Below are 15,106 nucleotides of genomic sequence, written 5' to 3'. Positions count from 1 at the left end.
TACGCTGAGTGGACCCGCGGGGATCTGGGGAACCCCTCGGAGACACAGCCGCACCACACCACCGGGAGTGCCAGTGGCACGCGTCGTAGTCGACGTCATGCTCAAGCCGGAGATCCTCGACCCGCAGGGACAGGCTGTGCAGCGCGCGCTGCCCCGTCTCGGCTTCGAAGGAATCGCGGACGTTCGTCAGGGAAAGCGTTTCGAGCTCGAGGTCGAGGGGCCGGTCGACGACGCCGCCCTCGCCCGTATCAACGAGATGGCCGAGACCTTCCTCGCCAACACAGTCATCGAGGACTTCACCGTCAAGGTGGAGGAGGAGAAGTGACCACCCGTATCGGCGTCGTCACTTTTCCCGGCACGCTCGACGACCAGGACAGCCTGCGGGCCGTTCGGATCGCGGGCGCCGAACCCGTATCGCTCTGGCACCGCGACAAGGACCTCCACCAGGTCGACGCGGTCATCCTGGCGGGCGGATTCAGTTACGGCGACTATCTGCGCGCCGGCTCGATCTCGCGTTTCTCGCCGGTGATGGAGACCGTCATCGCGCAGGCGAAGGCCGGTATGCCGGTCCTCGGTATCTGCAACGGATTCCAGATCCTGACCGAGGCGCACCTGCTGCCCGGGGCGATGCTGCGGAACAATCACCTCCACTTCATCTGCCGCGACCAGAAGCTGCGGGTGGAGAACGCGGAGACCGCCTGGACCTCGGACTACGCGGCCGGCCAGGAGATCTCCGTACCGCTGAAGAACGTGGACGGCCGGTACACCGCCGACGAGCACACGCTCGACGAGCTGGAGGCCGAGGGCCGCGTCGCCTTCCGCTACGCCGACGTCAACCCGAACGGCTCGCTGCGCGACATCGCCGGCATCACCAACGCCGCGGGCAACATCGTCGGTCTGATGCCGCACCCGGAGCACGCCGTCGAGCCGCTGATCGGTACCGGTCGCACCGACGGCCTGGGTTTCTTCACCTCGATCATCAAGAAGCTGGTCAACGCATGAGCCTGGACACGGTCGAGCACGCGGCCGAAACCCCGGACGCCGGACAGCCCTGGAAGGAGCTCGGCCTCAAGGAGGACGAGTACGCCCGGATCCGCGAGATCCTGGGCCGCCGCCCCACCGGCGCCGAGCTCGCCATGTACTCCGTGATGTGGTCCGAGCACTGCTCCTACAAGAGCAGCAAGGTCCACCTCAAGCAGTTCGGCGAGAAGGTCCCCGCCAACGACGCGATGCTCGTCGGCATCGGCGAGAACGCCGGTGTGGTCGACGTCGGCCAGGGTTACGCGGTCACCTTCAAGGTCGAGTCGCACAACCACCCCTCGTACATCGAGCCCTACCAGGGTGCGGCGACCGGCGTGGGCGGCATCGTCCGCGACATCCTCGCCATGGGCGCCCGTCCGATCGCGGTCGTCGACCCGCTGCGCTTCGGTGCGGCAGACCACCCCGACACCCGGCGGGTCCTGCCGGGCATCGTCGCCGGCATCGGCGGCTACGGGAACTGCCTCGGCCTGCCGAACATCGGCGGTGAGGTCGTCTTCGACGCCTGCTACCAGGGCAATCCGCTCGTCAACGCCGGCTGCATCGGCGTGATGAAGCACGAGGACATCCACCTCGCGCAGGCGTCCGGCCCCGGCAACAAGGTGATCCTCTACGGCGCCCGCACCGGCGGCGACGGCATCGGCGGTGTCTCCGTGCTGGCCTCGGAGACCTTCGACGACACCAAGCCCACCAAGCGCCCCGCCGTCCAGGTCGGCGACCCGTTCCAGGAGAAGCTCCTCATCGAGTGCACCCTGGAGATCTTCAAGGAGAAGCTCGTCGCGGGCATCCAGGACCTCGGCGGCGCCGGGCTCTCCTGCGCCACGAGCGAGCTGGCCTCCGCGGGTTCCGGCGGTATGCGCGTCGAGCTGGACACCGTGCCGCTGCGCGACTCCTCCCTCTCGCCCGAGGAAATCCTCATGAGCGAGTCGCAGGAGCGCATGTGCGCGATCGTCGAGCCGCAGCACGTGGACCGCTTCATGGAGATCTGCGAGAAGTGGGACGTCATCGCCACCGTCATCGGTGAGGTGACCGAGGGTTCGCAGCTGGAGATCTTCTGGCACGGCGAGCAGATCGTGGACGTGCCGCCGCGCTCCGTGGCCCACGAGGGCCCGACGTACCACCGGCCGTTCGCGCGGCCCTCTTGGCAGGACGCGCTGCAGGCCGACGACGCCGGCAGGCTGGCCCGTCCGGCGAACGGCGCGGAGCTGCGGGAGCAGGTCCTCCAGCTGGTCAGCTCGCCGAACCAGGCGTCCAAGTCCTGGATCACCGACCAGTACGACCGGTTCGTGCAGGGCAACACCGTCCTCGCGATGCCCGAGGACGCGGGCATGGTCCGGATCGACGAGGAGTCGAACCTGGGCGTCGCCATGGCGACCGACGGCAACGGCCGGTACGCGAAGCTCGACCCGTACACGGGTGCGCAGCTCGCGCTGGCCGAGTCCTACCGCAACGTCGCGGCGTCCGGTGCCAAGCCGCTCGCCATCTCGGACTGCCTGAACTTCGGCTCGCCCGAGGACCCGGACGTCATGTGGCAGTTCGCCGAGGCCACCCGTGGTCTCGCGGACGGCTGCCTGGAGCTGGGTACCCCGGTCACCGGCGGCAACGTCTCGCTGTACAACCAGACCGGTGCGACGGCGATCCACCCGACGCCGGTCGTGGCGGTGCTCGGCGTGATCGACGACGTCACCCGGCGCACGCCGGTCGCGTTCGCCGACGAGGGCCAGCTGATCTACCTCCTGGGCGACACCCGCGAGGAGTTCGGCGGCTCGGCCTGGTCCGAGGTCGTCCACCAGCACCTCGGCGGGATGCCGCCCGCGGTCGACCTGGGCCGCGAGAGGCTGCTGGGCGAGATCCTGATCTCGGCCTCCCGCGACGGCATGATCGACGCGGCGCACGACCTGTCCGACGGCGGCCTGATCCAGGCGGTCACAGAGTCCTGCCTGCGCGGCGGGAAGGGTGCCCGGCTGGTCGTCCCGGACGGCCTGGACGCTTTCACCTTCCTGTTCTCGGAGTCGGCGGGCCGCGCGGTCGTCTCGATTCCGCGCAGCGAGGAGCTCCGCTTCAACGACATGTGCGGTGCGCGGGGCCTTCCCGTCGCCCGGATCGGTGTCGTGGACGGCGAGGAGATCGAGGTCCAGGGCGAGTTCAGCATTCCGCTGAGTGAGCTGCGGACGGCGCACGAGGGGACCCTGAAGGGTCTGTTCGCCTGATTTCCGACCGACCCTCCGAAGCCCCCGTCCGGGCCGACCGGACGGGGGCTTCGGCGTTCCCGCAACAGCCGTTGATCGATATTACGTAATTACGTAAGGTGGTGGGCATGGAGCTCGAGGAGCGCGTCGCCGAACTGGAGCGCAGGCTGGTGCTGCTGGAGTCGGCGGCGGGTGGCGGGAAGCCGGAGCTGGGTGACGGCGACTTCTGGGCGCTGGACGGGCTGAAGGACCAGCTCGGCCTGGTCGGGGACGCCGCCGCCGACGGCGGTGTGCTGTTCACCGGGGCGGTCAGGCTGCCCGCGGGCGAGCGCTACGAATGGCAGTACGGCGCGCTGACCTCAGGGCTGCTCGGCCCGGAGGAGGAGCGGTCCGACTGGGCGACGGCCGCCGAACCACTGGCGGCGCTCGGGCACCCGGTCCGGCTCCGGATGCTCCGCGAGATCCTCGGCGGCCGGCGTACGGCAGCCGAACTGGCCGAGCTCGACGAGACGGGCACGACCGGACAGATCTACCACCACCTGCGGCTCCTCACCGCCGCGGGCTGGCTGCACACGGCGGGGCGAGGGCGCTACGAGGTGCCGGGCCCCCGGGTCGTGCCGCTGCTGGTGGTTCTCACGGCCGCCCGGCCGTGACAGCCGCAGACCGAGACGAGGGGGACCCATGTCCGTACGAAAAGCCGCGATGATCCTCTACCGCTGCTGCTGGATCGCCTTTGTCGTCCTGGTGCTGGTGAGCGTCATCGCCGATCCGCTGGTCCCGTACGGGGTGACCTTCGTGCCTGCCGCGGCGGCGATCGTCATCGGACTGCTGGTGAACCGCCGCGGCGGCGCGGACCCGTCGGGGTCCCGGCCGGCGGTCGAGGTGGGGCCGCCGGTGACCGGTCGCTGGACGGCGCTCAACAGCCCGGCTGACAAGGTCCCGAGCCACGGCACCCACGGCTACGGGCAGACGTACGCGATCGACGTCGTCGCCGAACCCGTGGGAGGGGGCCGCCCGCCCTTCCGGTGGCTGTGGCCGCTCGCCCGGCCGAACCGCGACTTCCCCGCGTTCGACGCCCCGGTACTGGCGGTCGCCGACGCCACCGTGGTGCACGCGAGCGGCGGTCAGCGCGATCATCTCAGCCGCAACTCCGGTCCTGCGCTGGCCTACCTGATGCTGGCCGAGGCCTCCGTGCGCGACATGGCCGGTGCCCGAAGGATGGTCGGCAACCACATCGTGCTCGACCTCGGCGAAGGGACGTACGCCGCGTACGCCCACCTCCGGCGCGGCTCGCTCCAGGTCGGGGCGGGGGACACGGTCCGCGAGGGGCAGGTGCTCGCTCGCTGCGGGAACTCCGGCAACTCCACCGAGCCGCACGTGCACTTCCAGCTGATGGACCACCCCGACCTCGACGTGGCGCGCGGTATCCCCTTCACCTGGCGGGGCGTCGGCGTACCGGCCGGCGGTGAGGCGTTCGTGGCCGGTGAGGCCGTCGGCACCGACTGGTAGCTTTCCGGGCGTCATGCGTTGTCGTCGTACGGGGGCCGGTCATGGACGATACGAGCGCTGCCGGGGCATCCGGGCCGATAGGGGAGCCGACCGGACGCGGGCGCTTCCCGAAGGCCTTGAACGCACTGTTCTGCCTGGTCGCCGTGGCGGGAATCGGCCTGAGCATCTGGGCCATCGTCATGCAGGTGTCCGACCTCCGCGCCCGGTCCGAGAGCCGGGAGCGCATCGAGGCGGGGTGCGGCGGCCTCGTCGACCCCGACCTGGTGCTCGGGCTGAACAGTGACATCGACCGGGTGGAGCTCGCGGACCGCTACCAGATCGACCCCGCCCGGCGGGTCAGCAACTGCGTCGTCCAACGGGCGGGCGATTCGGGGACGGTGTACGGGCACTTCGCCCTGACCCTGTCCGTGTACCCGGCCGACCCGAACGCCGACGAGCGCCGGATCGCTCTCGACGACGAGCCCTTCGACCTCCGGCGCGGTGGTGTGGACGACATCGCGGGCGCGGCGGACCATGCCGTGCCGCACCCGCTGGGCGACGGCGGGCTCGGTGAGTACGAGAGCCACCTGGTGACGGCCAGGGCGCTGTGCGCGGACGGTGGCGAGACCTCTTCCATCGAGGCGTCGGCCATCGCCAAGTACGCGGACGTCGCGACGGCGGAGGACCGCCGCACGCTCGCCGGTCTGGCGCGTCAGGCGGTGGAGAGGGCGGCCGAGGAGCGGGGATGCCGGTCCCAACTTCCCGCGCTGCCGGCCGAGTTCCCCGAGCCGACCTTCGCCCTCGGCCCGGCGGCCGGGGCCGGCGGCACGTGTGCCTGGTACGGCCGACTGATAGCCGCCGAGGGACGAGGCTCCCTTCCCGACCGTGCACTCGCCGCGCCGGCCGGGAAGGCGAGCGCCCACGACGCCTGCCTGCTCGCACTCGGTGAGGACGAGACCCGGAGGATCTGGCCCGCCTACGAGAAGACCACCACGCGCCCACGGGACCTCGGCATCGTGCTCCTGCACTCTCCCCTGTGGGTCAAGACCGAGACCCTCGTCGGCGACGGCACCAGAGGGATACGGACCGGCCTGCAGGACCGGACGGCGATCCGTCCCGGCACCGCGGGTACGGACGGGTCCGCCTGGTGGGCATCCTCCGTCTGCGACGGCCGGCCCGCCCTGCACCTGATGCAGGTGTCCTACCCGTACGACCGCATCCTCCGCGACCGGCTGGAGCCCCTGTTCCGTGCCTACGTCGACGACGCGACGGAACGCCGTGGCTGCACGGATGTCGTCCGTCCCGACACGGCGGACTTCGCGCGGCACTGAGTGCGGCACGGGAGGGGCACCGTCGGAACCGCCGGTTAGTCTCGCCCCTATGCCCCCGGCCAAGAAGCGCCCCCGCGCGTACGACGTCGCCAGGACCCGGGCCGCGGTCCTGGCCCAGTTCACCCACCTGCGGGACGCCGTCCGCACCCTGACGCCCGAGCAACTCGCCCTGCCCGGACCGGGGGAGTGGACCGTACGGGACCTGGCCGCGCACGTGCCGACGGCCCTGGAACGGGTCAGCCGGGGCATGGAGCAGCCCCGGCCCGTCGGCGGACCCAAGCCGGAGACCTCCCTGCTGGAGTGGCCGTTCTCCACCGCCGCGAAGGCCCAGGACATCGCCGGTGAAGCCCGTGCGACGGCAGCGGACCGCACCGACCTCGACGCGCTGTACGAGGAGACACTGGCCCGGTTCACGGCACTGGTGCCCGACGGCGATCAGGACCGCCTGGTGCCGACCCGGGCGGGCACGATGAGGCTGGGCGACTTCCTGGTGACCCGCACCGTCGAACTCGTCGTCCACACGGACGATCTGCACCGGGCGACCGGCATCGACGTCCCGTACGACCGTCAGGCGCTCGCCGCCTGCACCCGGCTGCTCGCCGACGCGCTCGCGGACAGGGCGCCCGGCGGCTCCGTCGAGGTGCGCGTCCCGCCCTTCGCCGTCGTCCAGTGCATCGGCGGCCCCAAGCACACCCGGGGTACGCCGCCGAACGTCGTGGAGACGGACCCGCTCACCTGGATGCGGCTGGCCACGGGCCGTACGCGGTGGGCGTCGGCGCTCGACTCGGCGCAGGTCAGCGCCAGTGGCGAGCGGGCCGATCTCGCCCCGCTGCTCCCGCTGATGGGCTGAGGGGAACCGGATCAGCCGGTCGATCCGTCCCATGGCCATGCGAAATCAACGTATGGCTGTCAGCGTCCTGGCCCTCTTCACCCTCGCCGCCTGCGGTACGGAGTCGGGCTCCGGTGCTGGGTCCGGCGATCCGGGGGACTCCGGGGACGGCAGCGGTGCGGTGCGCTCCGAGCTGCCCGTGACCGGTGTCCACTGGACCGTGTCCTCCCTGACCACCGGCGGGAAGAGGACCGCCGCGCCCTCCGGAGCCCACATCGCGATCGACCCCCAGGGGAAGGCCACCGGCAATCTGGGCTGCAACCGCTTCAGCGCGGACGTCCGCCTCGACGGGGACAAGGTCACCGTCGGGCGGAGCACGGCCACCGGAATGGCGTGCGCGGGGGATGCCCAGCGGTTCGAGAGTGCGATGGGCCGGGCCTTCCAGGGTGAGCTCAAGGCCGCCGTGTCGGGCCGTGGCGACGCGAGGACCATGACCCTGACCAGCGCCGACGGCGATTCCATCGCCCTCGACTCCGAGCCCCCGGCCCCGCTCACCGGCACTGCCTGGAAGGTGACCGGCCTGCGCTCCGGCAGCGTCGCCACCTCCCTGCCCACCGGTACCGAGGGCAAGGCGCACCTCAGCTTCGGCAAGGACGGCACGGTGGAGGGGAACCTCGGCTGCAACTCCTTCCACGGCAAGGCGGCGGTCTCCGGGGCCACGGTCACGTTCGGCCCGCTCGCCTCGACCCGGAAGCTGTGCCCGGAGGGGCCGATGGAGCTGGAGCGGGCGCTGCTCGGGGCCCTGAAGGGGAGGACGGAGTTCACGGTCGATCACCGCACCCTGTCGCTCACCGCGAAGGGCGGCGAGGGGATCGAGGCATCCGCCCCGGCGGCCGAGGCGCCCGAGGACTCCAAGGGCTGACCGCCGAGGCGCGGGTCCTCTCACGGGCCCTCAACCGGTGGTGGCCCCCAGGAACCGGTCGTGTACGTCTCAGGAACCGGTCGTGTACGGGAGCAGCCCGGAGTCCACCCGCTCCCACGACGCCCGCAGCTCCGCCAGCAACTCCGGTTCCGCGGCGGCCCGGTCGGCCTGATCGCGCCGGTCGTCGGCCAGCCGGAACAGCTGGTCCTTGCCGGCCTTGCTCCGGTAGTACTTCCAGTCGCCCCGGCGCAGGGCTCGTTCCCCACGCACGCGCCAGAACAGGTCGCGCTCCCTCGGGACCTCGTTCCGCAACAGGTATCCGGCGAGGCTCACGCCGTCCAGCGGATGCGCGGGGTCGGGCCGCGCCCCGCCGAGCTCCAGAAGCGTCGCGGTCCAGTCGGGCGAGAACACCGGGAGACCGCTGACCTGGTGACCGTCGATGCGCGCGGGCCGGCGCAGCACGGAGGGCACCCTGATGCCGCCCTCCTGGAGCGAGCTCTTGTTGCCGGACAGCGGTCAGTTGTACGAGAACCGTTCTCCGCCGTTGTCGCTGGCGAAGAAGACCAGGGTGTCCTAAGTCCCGGAGCGCGTGGGGCTCTCAGACGTGGCGACAGATGGCGCTCGCGACACGTCCCAGATCGACGTGGCTGCGTTCCACGAGCGTGACCGAACGATCACGGGTGAGCTGCATGAGGCAGGAGCCTGCCAACGGGCCATGAGCCTGTCAACGCCGGTCTCCCACTTCGGACGGCCGTCCCGGGGCCCGCGGACCGGCCGGAACCCTCCTGCGGGAGCAGCCGACGCCTGCGCGGGGGAGCGGTCGAGGCGTCACGCGCTCCACGGATGCCCCCCGGGGCCGCTCGGCGGCGTCCTTCCGGGACACGTGCGGGAAGTCCGGACCGGCTCAGCGGCCCCGAACAGGGCTCCCGGGGTGTGAGGCTCACCACGAAACGCGCGTTCGGCCACGGCTCGTTCCGCGAGGGTCGCAGGGCTCACCGAAGGCCACCGGGGAGCCCGTGCACGGGTGGCGGGGTGAGGGGACCGACCGGACGGTAACCGCCGTCCATCCCGGTCCTCGGAAGCCCCCCGGCGGCTTCCGCCCTCCGACGGGGCGCGCCCGTGGTCACTGGCGGTGATCGCCCGAACTCGCCCCCGACCGGCCTGCGGAGCCGCCCACGGGCCTGCTCGCGGCGCTCGCGGAGTGCCTGCCGGGCGTTCGCCCAATTCGGACCGGTGGTCGATCTCGCCTACACTCGGTGCCGTGCCTCGTGGTGATGGACGACTCAACCACGACCTGCTCCCCGGAGAGAAAGGCCCCCAGGACGCTTGCGGCGTCTTCGGTGTCTGGGCTCCCGGCGAAGAGGTCGCCAAGCTCACCTATTTCGGACTGTATGCCCTGCAGCACCGTGGACAGGAGTCCGCGGGCATCGCAGTGAGCAACGGGTCCCAGATCCTGGTCTTCAAGGACATGGGACTGGTCTCGCAGGTCTTCGACGAAACCTCTCTGGGTTCACTCCAGGGTCATATCGCGGTCGGTCATGCCCGCTACTCCACCACCGGTGCCTCGGTGTGGGAGAACGCGCAGCCGACGTTCCGTGCCACCGCGCACGGCTCGATCGCCCTGGGTCACAACGGCAACCTGGTCAACACGGCCCAGCTCGCCGAGATGGTCGCCGACCTTCCCCGTAAGGACGGCCGGGCCACCCAGGTCGCGGCGACCAACGACACCGATCTCGTGACCGCGCTGCTCGCCGGCCAGCGGGACGGCGACGACAAGCCGCTCACCATCGAGGAGGCCGCCGCAAAGGTGCTCCCCGAGGTCAAGGGCGCCTTCTCGCTCGTCTTCATGGACGAGCACACCCTCTACGCCGCCCGTGACCCGCAGGGCATCCGCCCCCTGGTCCTGGGCCGGCTCGAGCGCGGCTGGGTGGTGGCCTCCGAGTCCGCCGCCCTGGACATCTGCGGTGCGAGCTACGTCCGCGAGATCGAGCCGGGCGAGCTCGTCTCCATCGACGAGAACGGCCTGCGCACCACTCGCTTCGCAGAAGCGAAGCCCAAGGGCTGTGTCTTCGAGTACGTCTACCTCGCCCGCCCCGACACCGACATCGCCGGCCGGAACGTCTACCTCTCCCGTGTGGAGATGGGCCGGAAGCTGGCGGCGGAAGCACCCGTCGAGGCCGATCTGGTCATAGCGACGCCGGAATCGGGGACCCCCGCGGCCATCGGCTACGCCGAGGCGAGCGGAATTCCGTTCGGGGCCGGTCTGGTCAAGAACGCCTACGTCGGCCGGACCTTCATCCAGCCTTCACAGACCATCCGCCAGCTGGGCATCCGGCTGAAGCTGAATCCGCTCAAGGAAGTCATCAAGGGCAAGCGCCTCGTGGTCGTCGACGACTCGATCGTCCGCGGCAACACCCAGCGCGCCCTGGTGAGGATGCTCCGTGAGGCGGGCGCCGCCGAGATCCACATCCGGATCTCGTCCCCGCCGGTCAAGTGGCCCTGCTTCTTCGGGATCGACTTCGCGACGCGGGCCGAGCTGATCGCCAACGGCATGTCCGTCGACGAGATCGCCACCTCCATGGGCGCCGACTCCCTGTCGTACATCTCGCTCGACGCGATGGTCGAGGCGACGACGATCGCCAAGCCGAACCTCTGCCGCGCCTGCTTCGACGGCGAATACCCGATGGAGCTCCCGGACCCGGAGCTGCTCGGCAAGCAGCTGCTGGAGACCGAGCTGGCGGCCGGCCCCGCCGCGACGGCGGCCGCCGACGCGCTGCGTCGTCCGTGATCCGGACCGGCCGGCTGCTTCCCCACCAGCCCCGTACTCCCACACGAAAGATCCCGGGCAATGTCTGAGACAACAGGTGCTTCCTACGCTGCGGCGGGCGTCGACATCGAAGCCGGTGACCGCGCCGTCGAGCTGATGAAGGAGTGGGTGAAGAAGACGAGGCGCCCCGAGGTCGAGGGCCTCGGCGGCCTCGGCGGGTTCGCCGGGCTCTTCGACGCCTCGGCGCTCAAGCGTTACGAGCGCCCGCTGCTCGCCTCGGCCACCGACGGCGTCGGCACGAAGGTCGATCTGGCCCGGCAGATGGGCGTGTACGACACCATCGGCCACGACCTCGTCGGCATGGTCGTAGACGACCTGGTCGTCTGCGGTGCCGAGCCGCTCTTCATGACCGACTACATCTGTGTCGGCAAGGTGCATCCCGAGCGTGTCGCGGCCATCGTGAAGGGCATCGCCGAGGGCTGCGTCCTCGCGGGCTGCGCGCTGGTCGGTGGCGAGACGGCCGAGCACCCCGGTCTGCTGGGCCCCGACGACTTCGACGTCGCGGGCGCGGGCACGGGAGTGGTCGAGGCGGACCGGCTGCTCGGCCCGGACCGTATCCGCAAGGGTGACGCCGTGATCGCGATGGCGTCGTCCGGTCTTCACTCCAACGGGTACTCGCTCGTGCGCCACGTGGTCTTCGACCGCGCCGGCTGGACGCTGGACCGAGAGGTCGAGGAGTTCGGCAGGACGCTGGGCGAGGAGCTCCTGGAGCCCACCAGGATCTACTCCCTGGACTGCCTGGCGCTGACCCGCACGACCGAGGTGCACGGCTTCAGCCACGTCACCGGTGGCGGCCTGGCCAACAACCTGGCCCGGGTGATCCCCGACGCGCTGCACGCGACGGTCGACCGCGGGACCTGGGCGCCCGGTGCGGTGTTCGACCTGGTCGGCAAGGCCGGACAGGTGGAGCGCCTGGAGCTGGAGAAGACGCTCAACATGGGCGTCGGCATGATCGCCGTCGTCCCCGCCGACTCGGTGGACGCCGCGCTGACCACTCTGGCCGACCGTGGTGTCGACTCCTGGGTCGCCGGTGAGATCACCGAGCGCGGTGACCACTCCACGGGCGCCGAGCTGACCGGGAACTACGCACGGTAGGACGCCATGACCGCCGGTCCGGCCACAGCACCGGACCGGCGGCACGTGGCGCCGGTCACGAGGTCCTGTGCGAGTGCGTGGACCGTTTCGGCCCCGGACAGCACAGAACCCGGTCCGGGCGGGCCCGGACCGGGTTGATGTGTCAGTGCGAGGTCAAGCGCCGCGGCGCTGTGACGACGGACCGGACTTGTCGTCCCCGTCCGCGTCCTCGTCGTCGTTGTAACGATCCGCGTACTGTGCGTACGGGTCATCTTCCTCGTCGTCGTCCTCGAACGGCTCTGCGTTCGGTGGCTGACTCGAAGGCGATGCGCCCAGCTCATTGGCCAGACGCGACAGGTCGGTTCCGCCGCTGCTGTACTTCAGCTGGCGGGCGACCTTGGTCTGCTTGGCCTTTGCCCGGCCGCGCCCCATGGCTCGACCCCCTCGGTGACGGGGCTCGACGGCCCCAGAGTCTTGACACGCGTTCATGTTTCAGGACGGACTCTCAGTTGAGAGACCGCGCCCGTGGCTTTAACGGTACCTGCTTCCTTGGCCATACGGTACGCCGCCCGCGTCACGCGCCGTCCCGCAGGACCGTGGAGGAGCCCGTCCTCGCTGGTCACACCCGATTTTAACCTCTTGTGGACGGCCGACCCGCCGACCGGAGTGAGTCTTGTCTCCCCGGGGCCCGCCGGCCGCCCCCAGCCGTACGACGCCTCCGTCACCGGGATCCGGACCGCGCCCGGTGACGGAGGCTCGACGCCCCGCCGTACGTCAGCGGCGGGCCGCCTCGGCCATGCGCTGCTCGGCGATCCGGTCCGCCGCCGCGGCCGGAGGGATTCCATCCGCCTTCGCACGTGCGAATATGGCCAGCGTGGTGTCGAAGATCTTCGTCGCCTTCGCCTTGCACCGGTCGAAGTCGAAACCGTGGAGCTCGTCCGCGACCTGGATCACACCACCGGCGTTCACGACGTAGTCGGGTGCGTACAGGACCGAACGGTCGGCGAGATCCTTCTCCACGCCCGGGTGGGCCAGCTGGTTGTTGGCCGCTCCGCACACCACCTTCGCCGTGAGGACGGGGACGCTCTCGTCGTTGAGCGCGCCGCCCAGTGCGCACGGGGCGTAGACGTCGAGGCCCTCGGTGCGGATCAGCGCGGCCGTGTCCGCGGCCACGGTGACCTCGGGGTGCAGGTCGGTGATGGCGCGTACGGACTCCTCGCGCACGTCGGTCACGACGACCTCGGCACCGTCGCTGAGCAGGTGCGCGACGAGGTGGCGGCCGACCTTGCCGACCCCGGCGACGCCGACCTTCCGGCCGCGCAGCGTGGGGTCGCCCCACAGGTGCTGGGCGGAGGCCCGCATGCCCTGGAAGACGCCGAACGCGGTGAGGACCGAGGAGTCGCCCGCCCCGCCGTTCTCCGGGGACCGGCCGGTGGTCCAGCGGCATTCCCTGGCGACGACGTCCATGTCCGCGACGTAGGTGCCGACGTCGCAGGCGGTCACGTAGCGCCCGCCGAGCGAGGCCACGAACCGGCCGAAGGCCAGGAGCAGTCCCTCGGACTTGATCAGCTCCGGGTCGCCGATGATCACGGCCTTGCCGCCGCCGTGGTCGAGGCCGGCCATGGCGTTCTTGTACGACATGCCGCGCGACAGGTTCAGCGCGTCCGCGACGGCCTCCTCCTCGGAGGCGTACGGGTAGAAGCGGGTGCCGCCGAGGGCGGGGCCCAGGGCGGTCGAGTGGAGGGCGATGACGGCCTTGAGGCCGGTGGCGCGGTCCTGGCAGATCACGACTTGCTCGTGGCCACCCTGTTCCGAGCGGAAGAGGGTGCGCAGCACGTCTACAGGTACGCCGGTCACATCGGTCACTGTGGTGACTCCCAAGTACGAAGCGGCGGAAGACCCTCCTGAAGGTGGGGAGGGTCCCGGACGGACCGGCACCGGCCGGTCCGACTGGGCAAGAGCGTAAGTCCTCGGAACACGCGGATCTGTTCCGGTGCGCGGGATCACCCCCTGGTGGAGTACGGGCGTGACACGATTTACCGCATGTCGGTGGTGTCTTCGGTGCTCGTCCCATACACGTCCTATCTGCGGGTGTACGAGCCGCTCGCGGCTTTCGGGGAGCCCGAACGCAGCCATTGGGCGCGCTACGCGCAGCGCTCCGAGCTCCCGACGGCACAGGACGAACTGCGCCGCTCGCTGGCGGACCTGGTCTCCACGCCGCCGGTGCCGGTGCGGGTGCACGAGAGCGGGGACGCCTTCGTCTCGGTCCTCGACGGGGAGGTCTGCGTCTGTCCGTGGCGGACCCGGATGCGTGGCTGGATGGCCCTGAGTGAACTGGGGGGTCTGTTTCCGGCCACAGTGCTGGACGCGGTGCTGCCCCCGGTGGTGCGGGGCCAGGCCGCCTCGGACTACGAGCGCTGGGCGGAGCGGAACCCGGACGCCCGTCCCTGGATCCGGACGACGGTGTGGCACGTGCCGGTGCGCTGGTTCGTGCTGTTCGACGACGAGGAGCGCGAGTACGTCGCTGCGGGCGCCGGCGGGGTGCGGCCCCTGTTGCGCTACCGCACCCCGATGGTGCAGGCCCGCCGCCGGCTCGCGAGGGCGTTGCGGACACTGCGGGAGACGGTCGACGAGGGCCCGCTCACCGAGGGGCTCGTCGATGTGGGGCGCTGGCTGGAGGAGTTCCATCCGCGTGGCCTGGTCGAGCTGGACTACGGCGGTCTGGTGCACGCGCTGAGCGCTGAACAGCTCGCCGGTGACCGGTCGGCCGCGGACGTGGCCGAGGGCATCGCGGCGCTGCGGGCCGGGGACAACGACGCGGCGGGTGTCGCGTACGGGCGTCTCGCCGACCGCTGGCGGGCGGTTCGCGACCTACAATCCTTCAACTAGCCCGAAGCGGTGTTAATCCCAACGCACCGCCGCATAGAGGAGCTTAGGTAAGGGAATAGACATCGCGTGAGGTGTCCGACATCCGGGGGCGCCAGGAGTGCGGCGGAGGTGAACGGGGATGCGGTGAGGTGATCCGAGGGTCCGTGAACCTGTACGCGCCGTGATGCGTGTGACAGGTGAGGTGAAGGGTCACTCCTTCGGGGCCGGGACCTACGTCCTGAACCGGGCCTTTGCCTCAAGCGTGACGGACAGCACTTACGGGGCCCTTGCGCCCTTCCCTACTCCTCATGCCAAAATAGGACAAGGAGTCCGGGGAGGGCTCTGTTCGCCCAAGTGTGTGCGCAATGCTCTGCATTGCACGCTATGGGGGGTCTGACGACTTCTGACGACTCCTGGTTGTCCTGTGACTGATCGTCACTGGGGTGTGACTGTCCGCTATGGCATGGTCCATCGGCTTCCGTCGCTGATGAACACCTGGGAGGGCAATTCCATCGGTTTGGCCGACGTGGCTGGACGGAT

14 protein-coding genes and 1 pseudogene are annotated in these 15,106 nt (G+C 70.6%); 11 read left to right on the top strand and 4 right to left on the bottom strand.

Annotated elements, in window-relative coordinates; genetic code table 11:
* Nucleotides 1–73: 73 nt before the first annotated feature.
* The 8 genes from purS (at nt 74) to AB0I83_RS23570 (ending at nt 7,797) form a co-directional block, all read left to right on the top strand.
* The gene (gene purS, locus AB0I83_RS23605; protein WP_015610108.1) at nt 74–325 is read left to right on the top strand and encodes a phosphoribosylformylglycinamidine synthase subunit PurS; all 252 of its coding nucleotides are present in this window, start codon (nt 74–76) and stop codon (nt 323–325) included.
* Complete coding sequence (gene purQ / locus AB0I83_RS23600) at nt 322–1,002, top strand: phosphoribosylformylglycinamidine synthase subunit PurQ (RefSeq protein ID WP_363306013.1); 681 nt, start codon at nt 322–324, stop codon at nt 1,000–1,002. The genes purS and purQ overlap by 4 nt, the downstream gene beginning before the upstream one ends.
* Complete coding sequence (purL, locus tag AB0I83_RS23595) at nt 999–3,248, top strand: phosphoribosylformylglycinamidine synthase subunit PurL (protein WP_363306012.1); 2,250 nt, start codon at nt 999–1,001, stop codon at nt 3,246–3,248. Before purQ ends, purL begins: the two co-directional genes overlap by 4 nt.
* A 107-nt stretch (nt 3,249–3,355) precedes the next feature.
* Nucleotides 3,356–3,880, top strand: a complete 525-nt coding sequence (locus AB0I83_RS23590) for a helix-turn-helix domain-containing protein (RefSeq protein ID WP_363306011.1) — start codon at nt 3,356–3,358, stop codon at nt 3,878–3,880.
* A gap of 28 nt (nt 3,881–3,908) precedes the next feature.
* The gene (locus tag AB0I83_RS23585; protein ID WP_363306010.1) at nt 3,909–4,736 is read left to right on the top strand and encodes a M23 family metallopeptidase; all 828 of its coding nucleotides are present in this window, start codon (nt 3,909–3,911) and stop codon (nt 4,734–4,736) included.
* Nucleotides 4,737–4,852: 116 nt separating this feature from the next.
* Entirely contained in the window at nt 4,853–6,046 is a 1,194-nt protein-coding gene (locus tag AB0I83_RS23580) for a hypothetical protein (RefSeq protein ID WP_363306009.1), read from the top strand.
* A gap of 49 nt (nt 6,047–6,095) precedes the next feature.
* A complete protein-coding gene (locus AB0I83_RS23575; RefSeq protein ID WP_363306008.1) occupies nt 6,096–6,896 on the top strand; it encodes a sterol carrier family protein in 801 nt (266 codons plus the stop codon).
* Nucleotides 6,897–6,948: 52 nt separating this feature from the next.
* Nucleotides 6,949–7,797, top strand: a complete 849-nt coding sequence (locus tag AB0I83_RS23570) for an META domain-containing protein (protein ID WP_363306007.1) — start codon at nt 6,949–6,951, stop codon at nt 7,795–7,797.
* Between the two features lie 69 nt (nt 7,798–7,866).
* Here AB0I83_RS23570 and AB0I83_RS23565 read toward each other — a convergent pair.
* Nucleotides 7,867–8,370: pseudogene (locus AB0I83_RS23565) on the bottom strand (sulfatase-like hydrolase/transferase); the annotation flags it as partial.
* 25 nt (nt 8,371–8,395) lie between these two features.
* Nucleotides 8,396–8,488, bottom strand: coding sequence for a putative leader peptide (locus tag AB0I83_RS23560; protein WP_363306006.1), 93 nt, complete (start codon nt 8,486–8,488; stop codon nt 8,396–8,398).
* A 570-nt stretch (nt 8,489–9,058) separates the two neighbouring features.
* Here AB0I83_RS23560 and purF point away from each other — a divergent pair.
* Nucleotides 9,059–10,585 (top strand): amidophosphoribosyltransferase, encoded by a 1,527-nt coding sequence (purF, locus tag AB0I83_RS23555; RefSeq protein ID WP_356534895.1) that lies wholly within the window; start codon nt 9,059–9,061, stop codon nt 10,583–10,585.
* A 60-nt stretch (nt 10,586–10,645) separates the two neighbouring features.
* The gene (purM, locus tag AB0I83_RS23550; RefSeq protein ID WP_356534897.1) at nt 10,646–11,719 is read left to right on the top strand and encodes a phosphoribosylformylglycinamidine cyclo-ligase; all 1,074 of its coding nucleotides are present in this window, start codon (nt 10,646–10,648) and stop codon (nt 11,717–11,719) included.
* A 153-nt stretch (nt 11,720–11,872) separates the two neighbouring features.
* Here the strand turns inward: purM and AB0I83_RS23545 are convergent, their stop codons facing one another.
* Together AB0I83_RS23545 and AB0I83_RS23540 are read right to left on the bottom strand one after the other, a co-directional pair.
* The gene (locus AB0I83_RS23545) at nt 11,873–12,130 is read right to left on the bottom strand and encodes a DUF3073 domain-containing protein (RefSeq protein ID WP_356534898.1); all 258 of its coding nucleotides are present in this window, start codon (nt 12,128–12,130) and stop codon (nt 11,873–11,875) included.
* 342 nt (nt 12,131–12,472) lie between these two features.
* Nucleotides 12,473–13,564, bottom strand: coding sequence for a Glu/Leu/Phe/Val dehydrogenase dimerization domain-containing protein (locus AB0I83_RS23540; RefSeq protein WP_363306005.1), 1,092 nt, complete (start codon nt 13,562–13,564; stop codon nt 12,473–12,475).
* A gap of 177 nt (nt 13,565–13,741) precedes the next feature.
* Here AB0I83_RS23540 and AB0I83_RS23535 point away from each other — a divergent pair, with 177 nt between their 5' ends.
* Nucleotides 13,742–14,587, top strand: a complete 846-nt coding sequence (locus AB0I83_RS23535; protein WP_363306004.1) for a hypothetical protein — start codon at nt 13,742–13,744, stop codon at nt 14,585–14,587.
* The last annotated feature ends 519 nt before the right edge of the window (nt 14,588–15,106 follow it).

The organism is Streptomyces sp. NPDC049970, assembly GCF_040660235.1.
Classification (GTDB): Bacteria; Actinomycetota; Actinomycetes; order Streptomycetales; family Streptomycetaceae; genus Streptomyces.
This window is presented reverse-complemented; position numbering and strand designations above follow the sequence as displayed.

Excerpts from the sequence above, each read along its gene's own strand:
- AB0I83_RS23590 (WP_363306011.1), top strand. The coding sequence starts at position 3,356 with ATGGAGCTCGAGGAGCGCGTCGCCGAACTGGAGCGCAGGCTGGTGCTG.
- purM (WP_356534897.1), top strand. The coding sequence starts at position 10,646 with ATGTCTGAGACAACAGGTGCTTCCTACGCTGCGGCGGGCGTCGACATC.
- AB0I83_RS23570 (WP_363306007.1), top strand. The coding sequence starts at position 6,949 with ATGGCTGTCAGCGTCCTGGCCCTCTTCACCCTCGCCGCCTGCGGTACG.
- AB0I83_RS23585 (WP_363306010.1), top strand. The coding sequence starts at position 3,909 with ATGTCCGTACGAAAAGCCGCGATGATCCTCTACCGCTGCTGCTGGATC.
- AB0I83_RS23545 (WP_356534898.1), bottom strand. The coding sequence starts at position 12,130 with ATGGGGCGCGGCCGGGCAAAGGCCAAGCAGACCAAGGTCGCCCGCCAG.
- AB0I83_RS23575 (WP_363306008.1), top strand. The coding sequence starts at position 6,096 with ATGCCCCCGGCCAAGAAGCGCCCCCGCGCGTACGACGTCGCCAGGACC.
- AB0I83_RS23560 (WP_363306006.1), bottom strand. The coding sequence starts at position 8,488 with ATGCAGCTCACCCGTGATCGTTCGGTCACGCTCGTGGAACGCAGCCAC.
- AB0I83_RS23535 (WP_363306004.1), top strand. The coding sequence starts at position 13,742 with ATGTCGGTGGTGTCTTCGGTGCTCGTCCCATACACGTCCTATCTGCGG.
- purL (WP_363306012.1), top strand. The coding sequence starts at position 999 with ATGAGCCTGGACACGGTCGAGCACGCGGCCGAAACCCCGGACGCCGGA.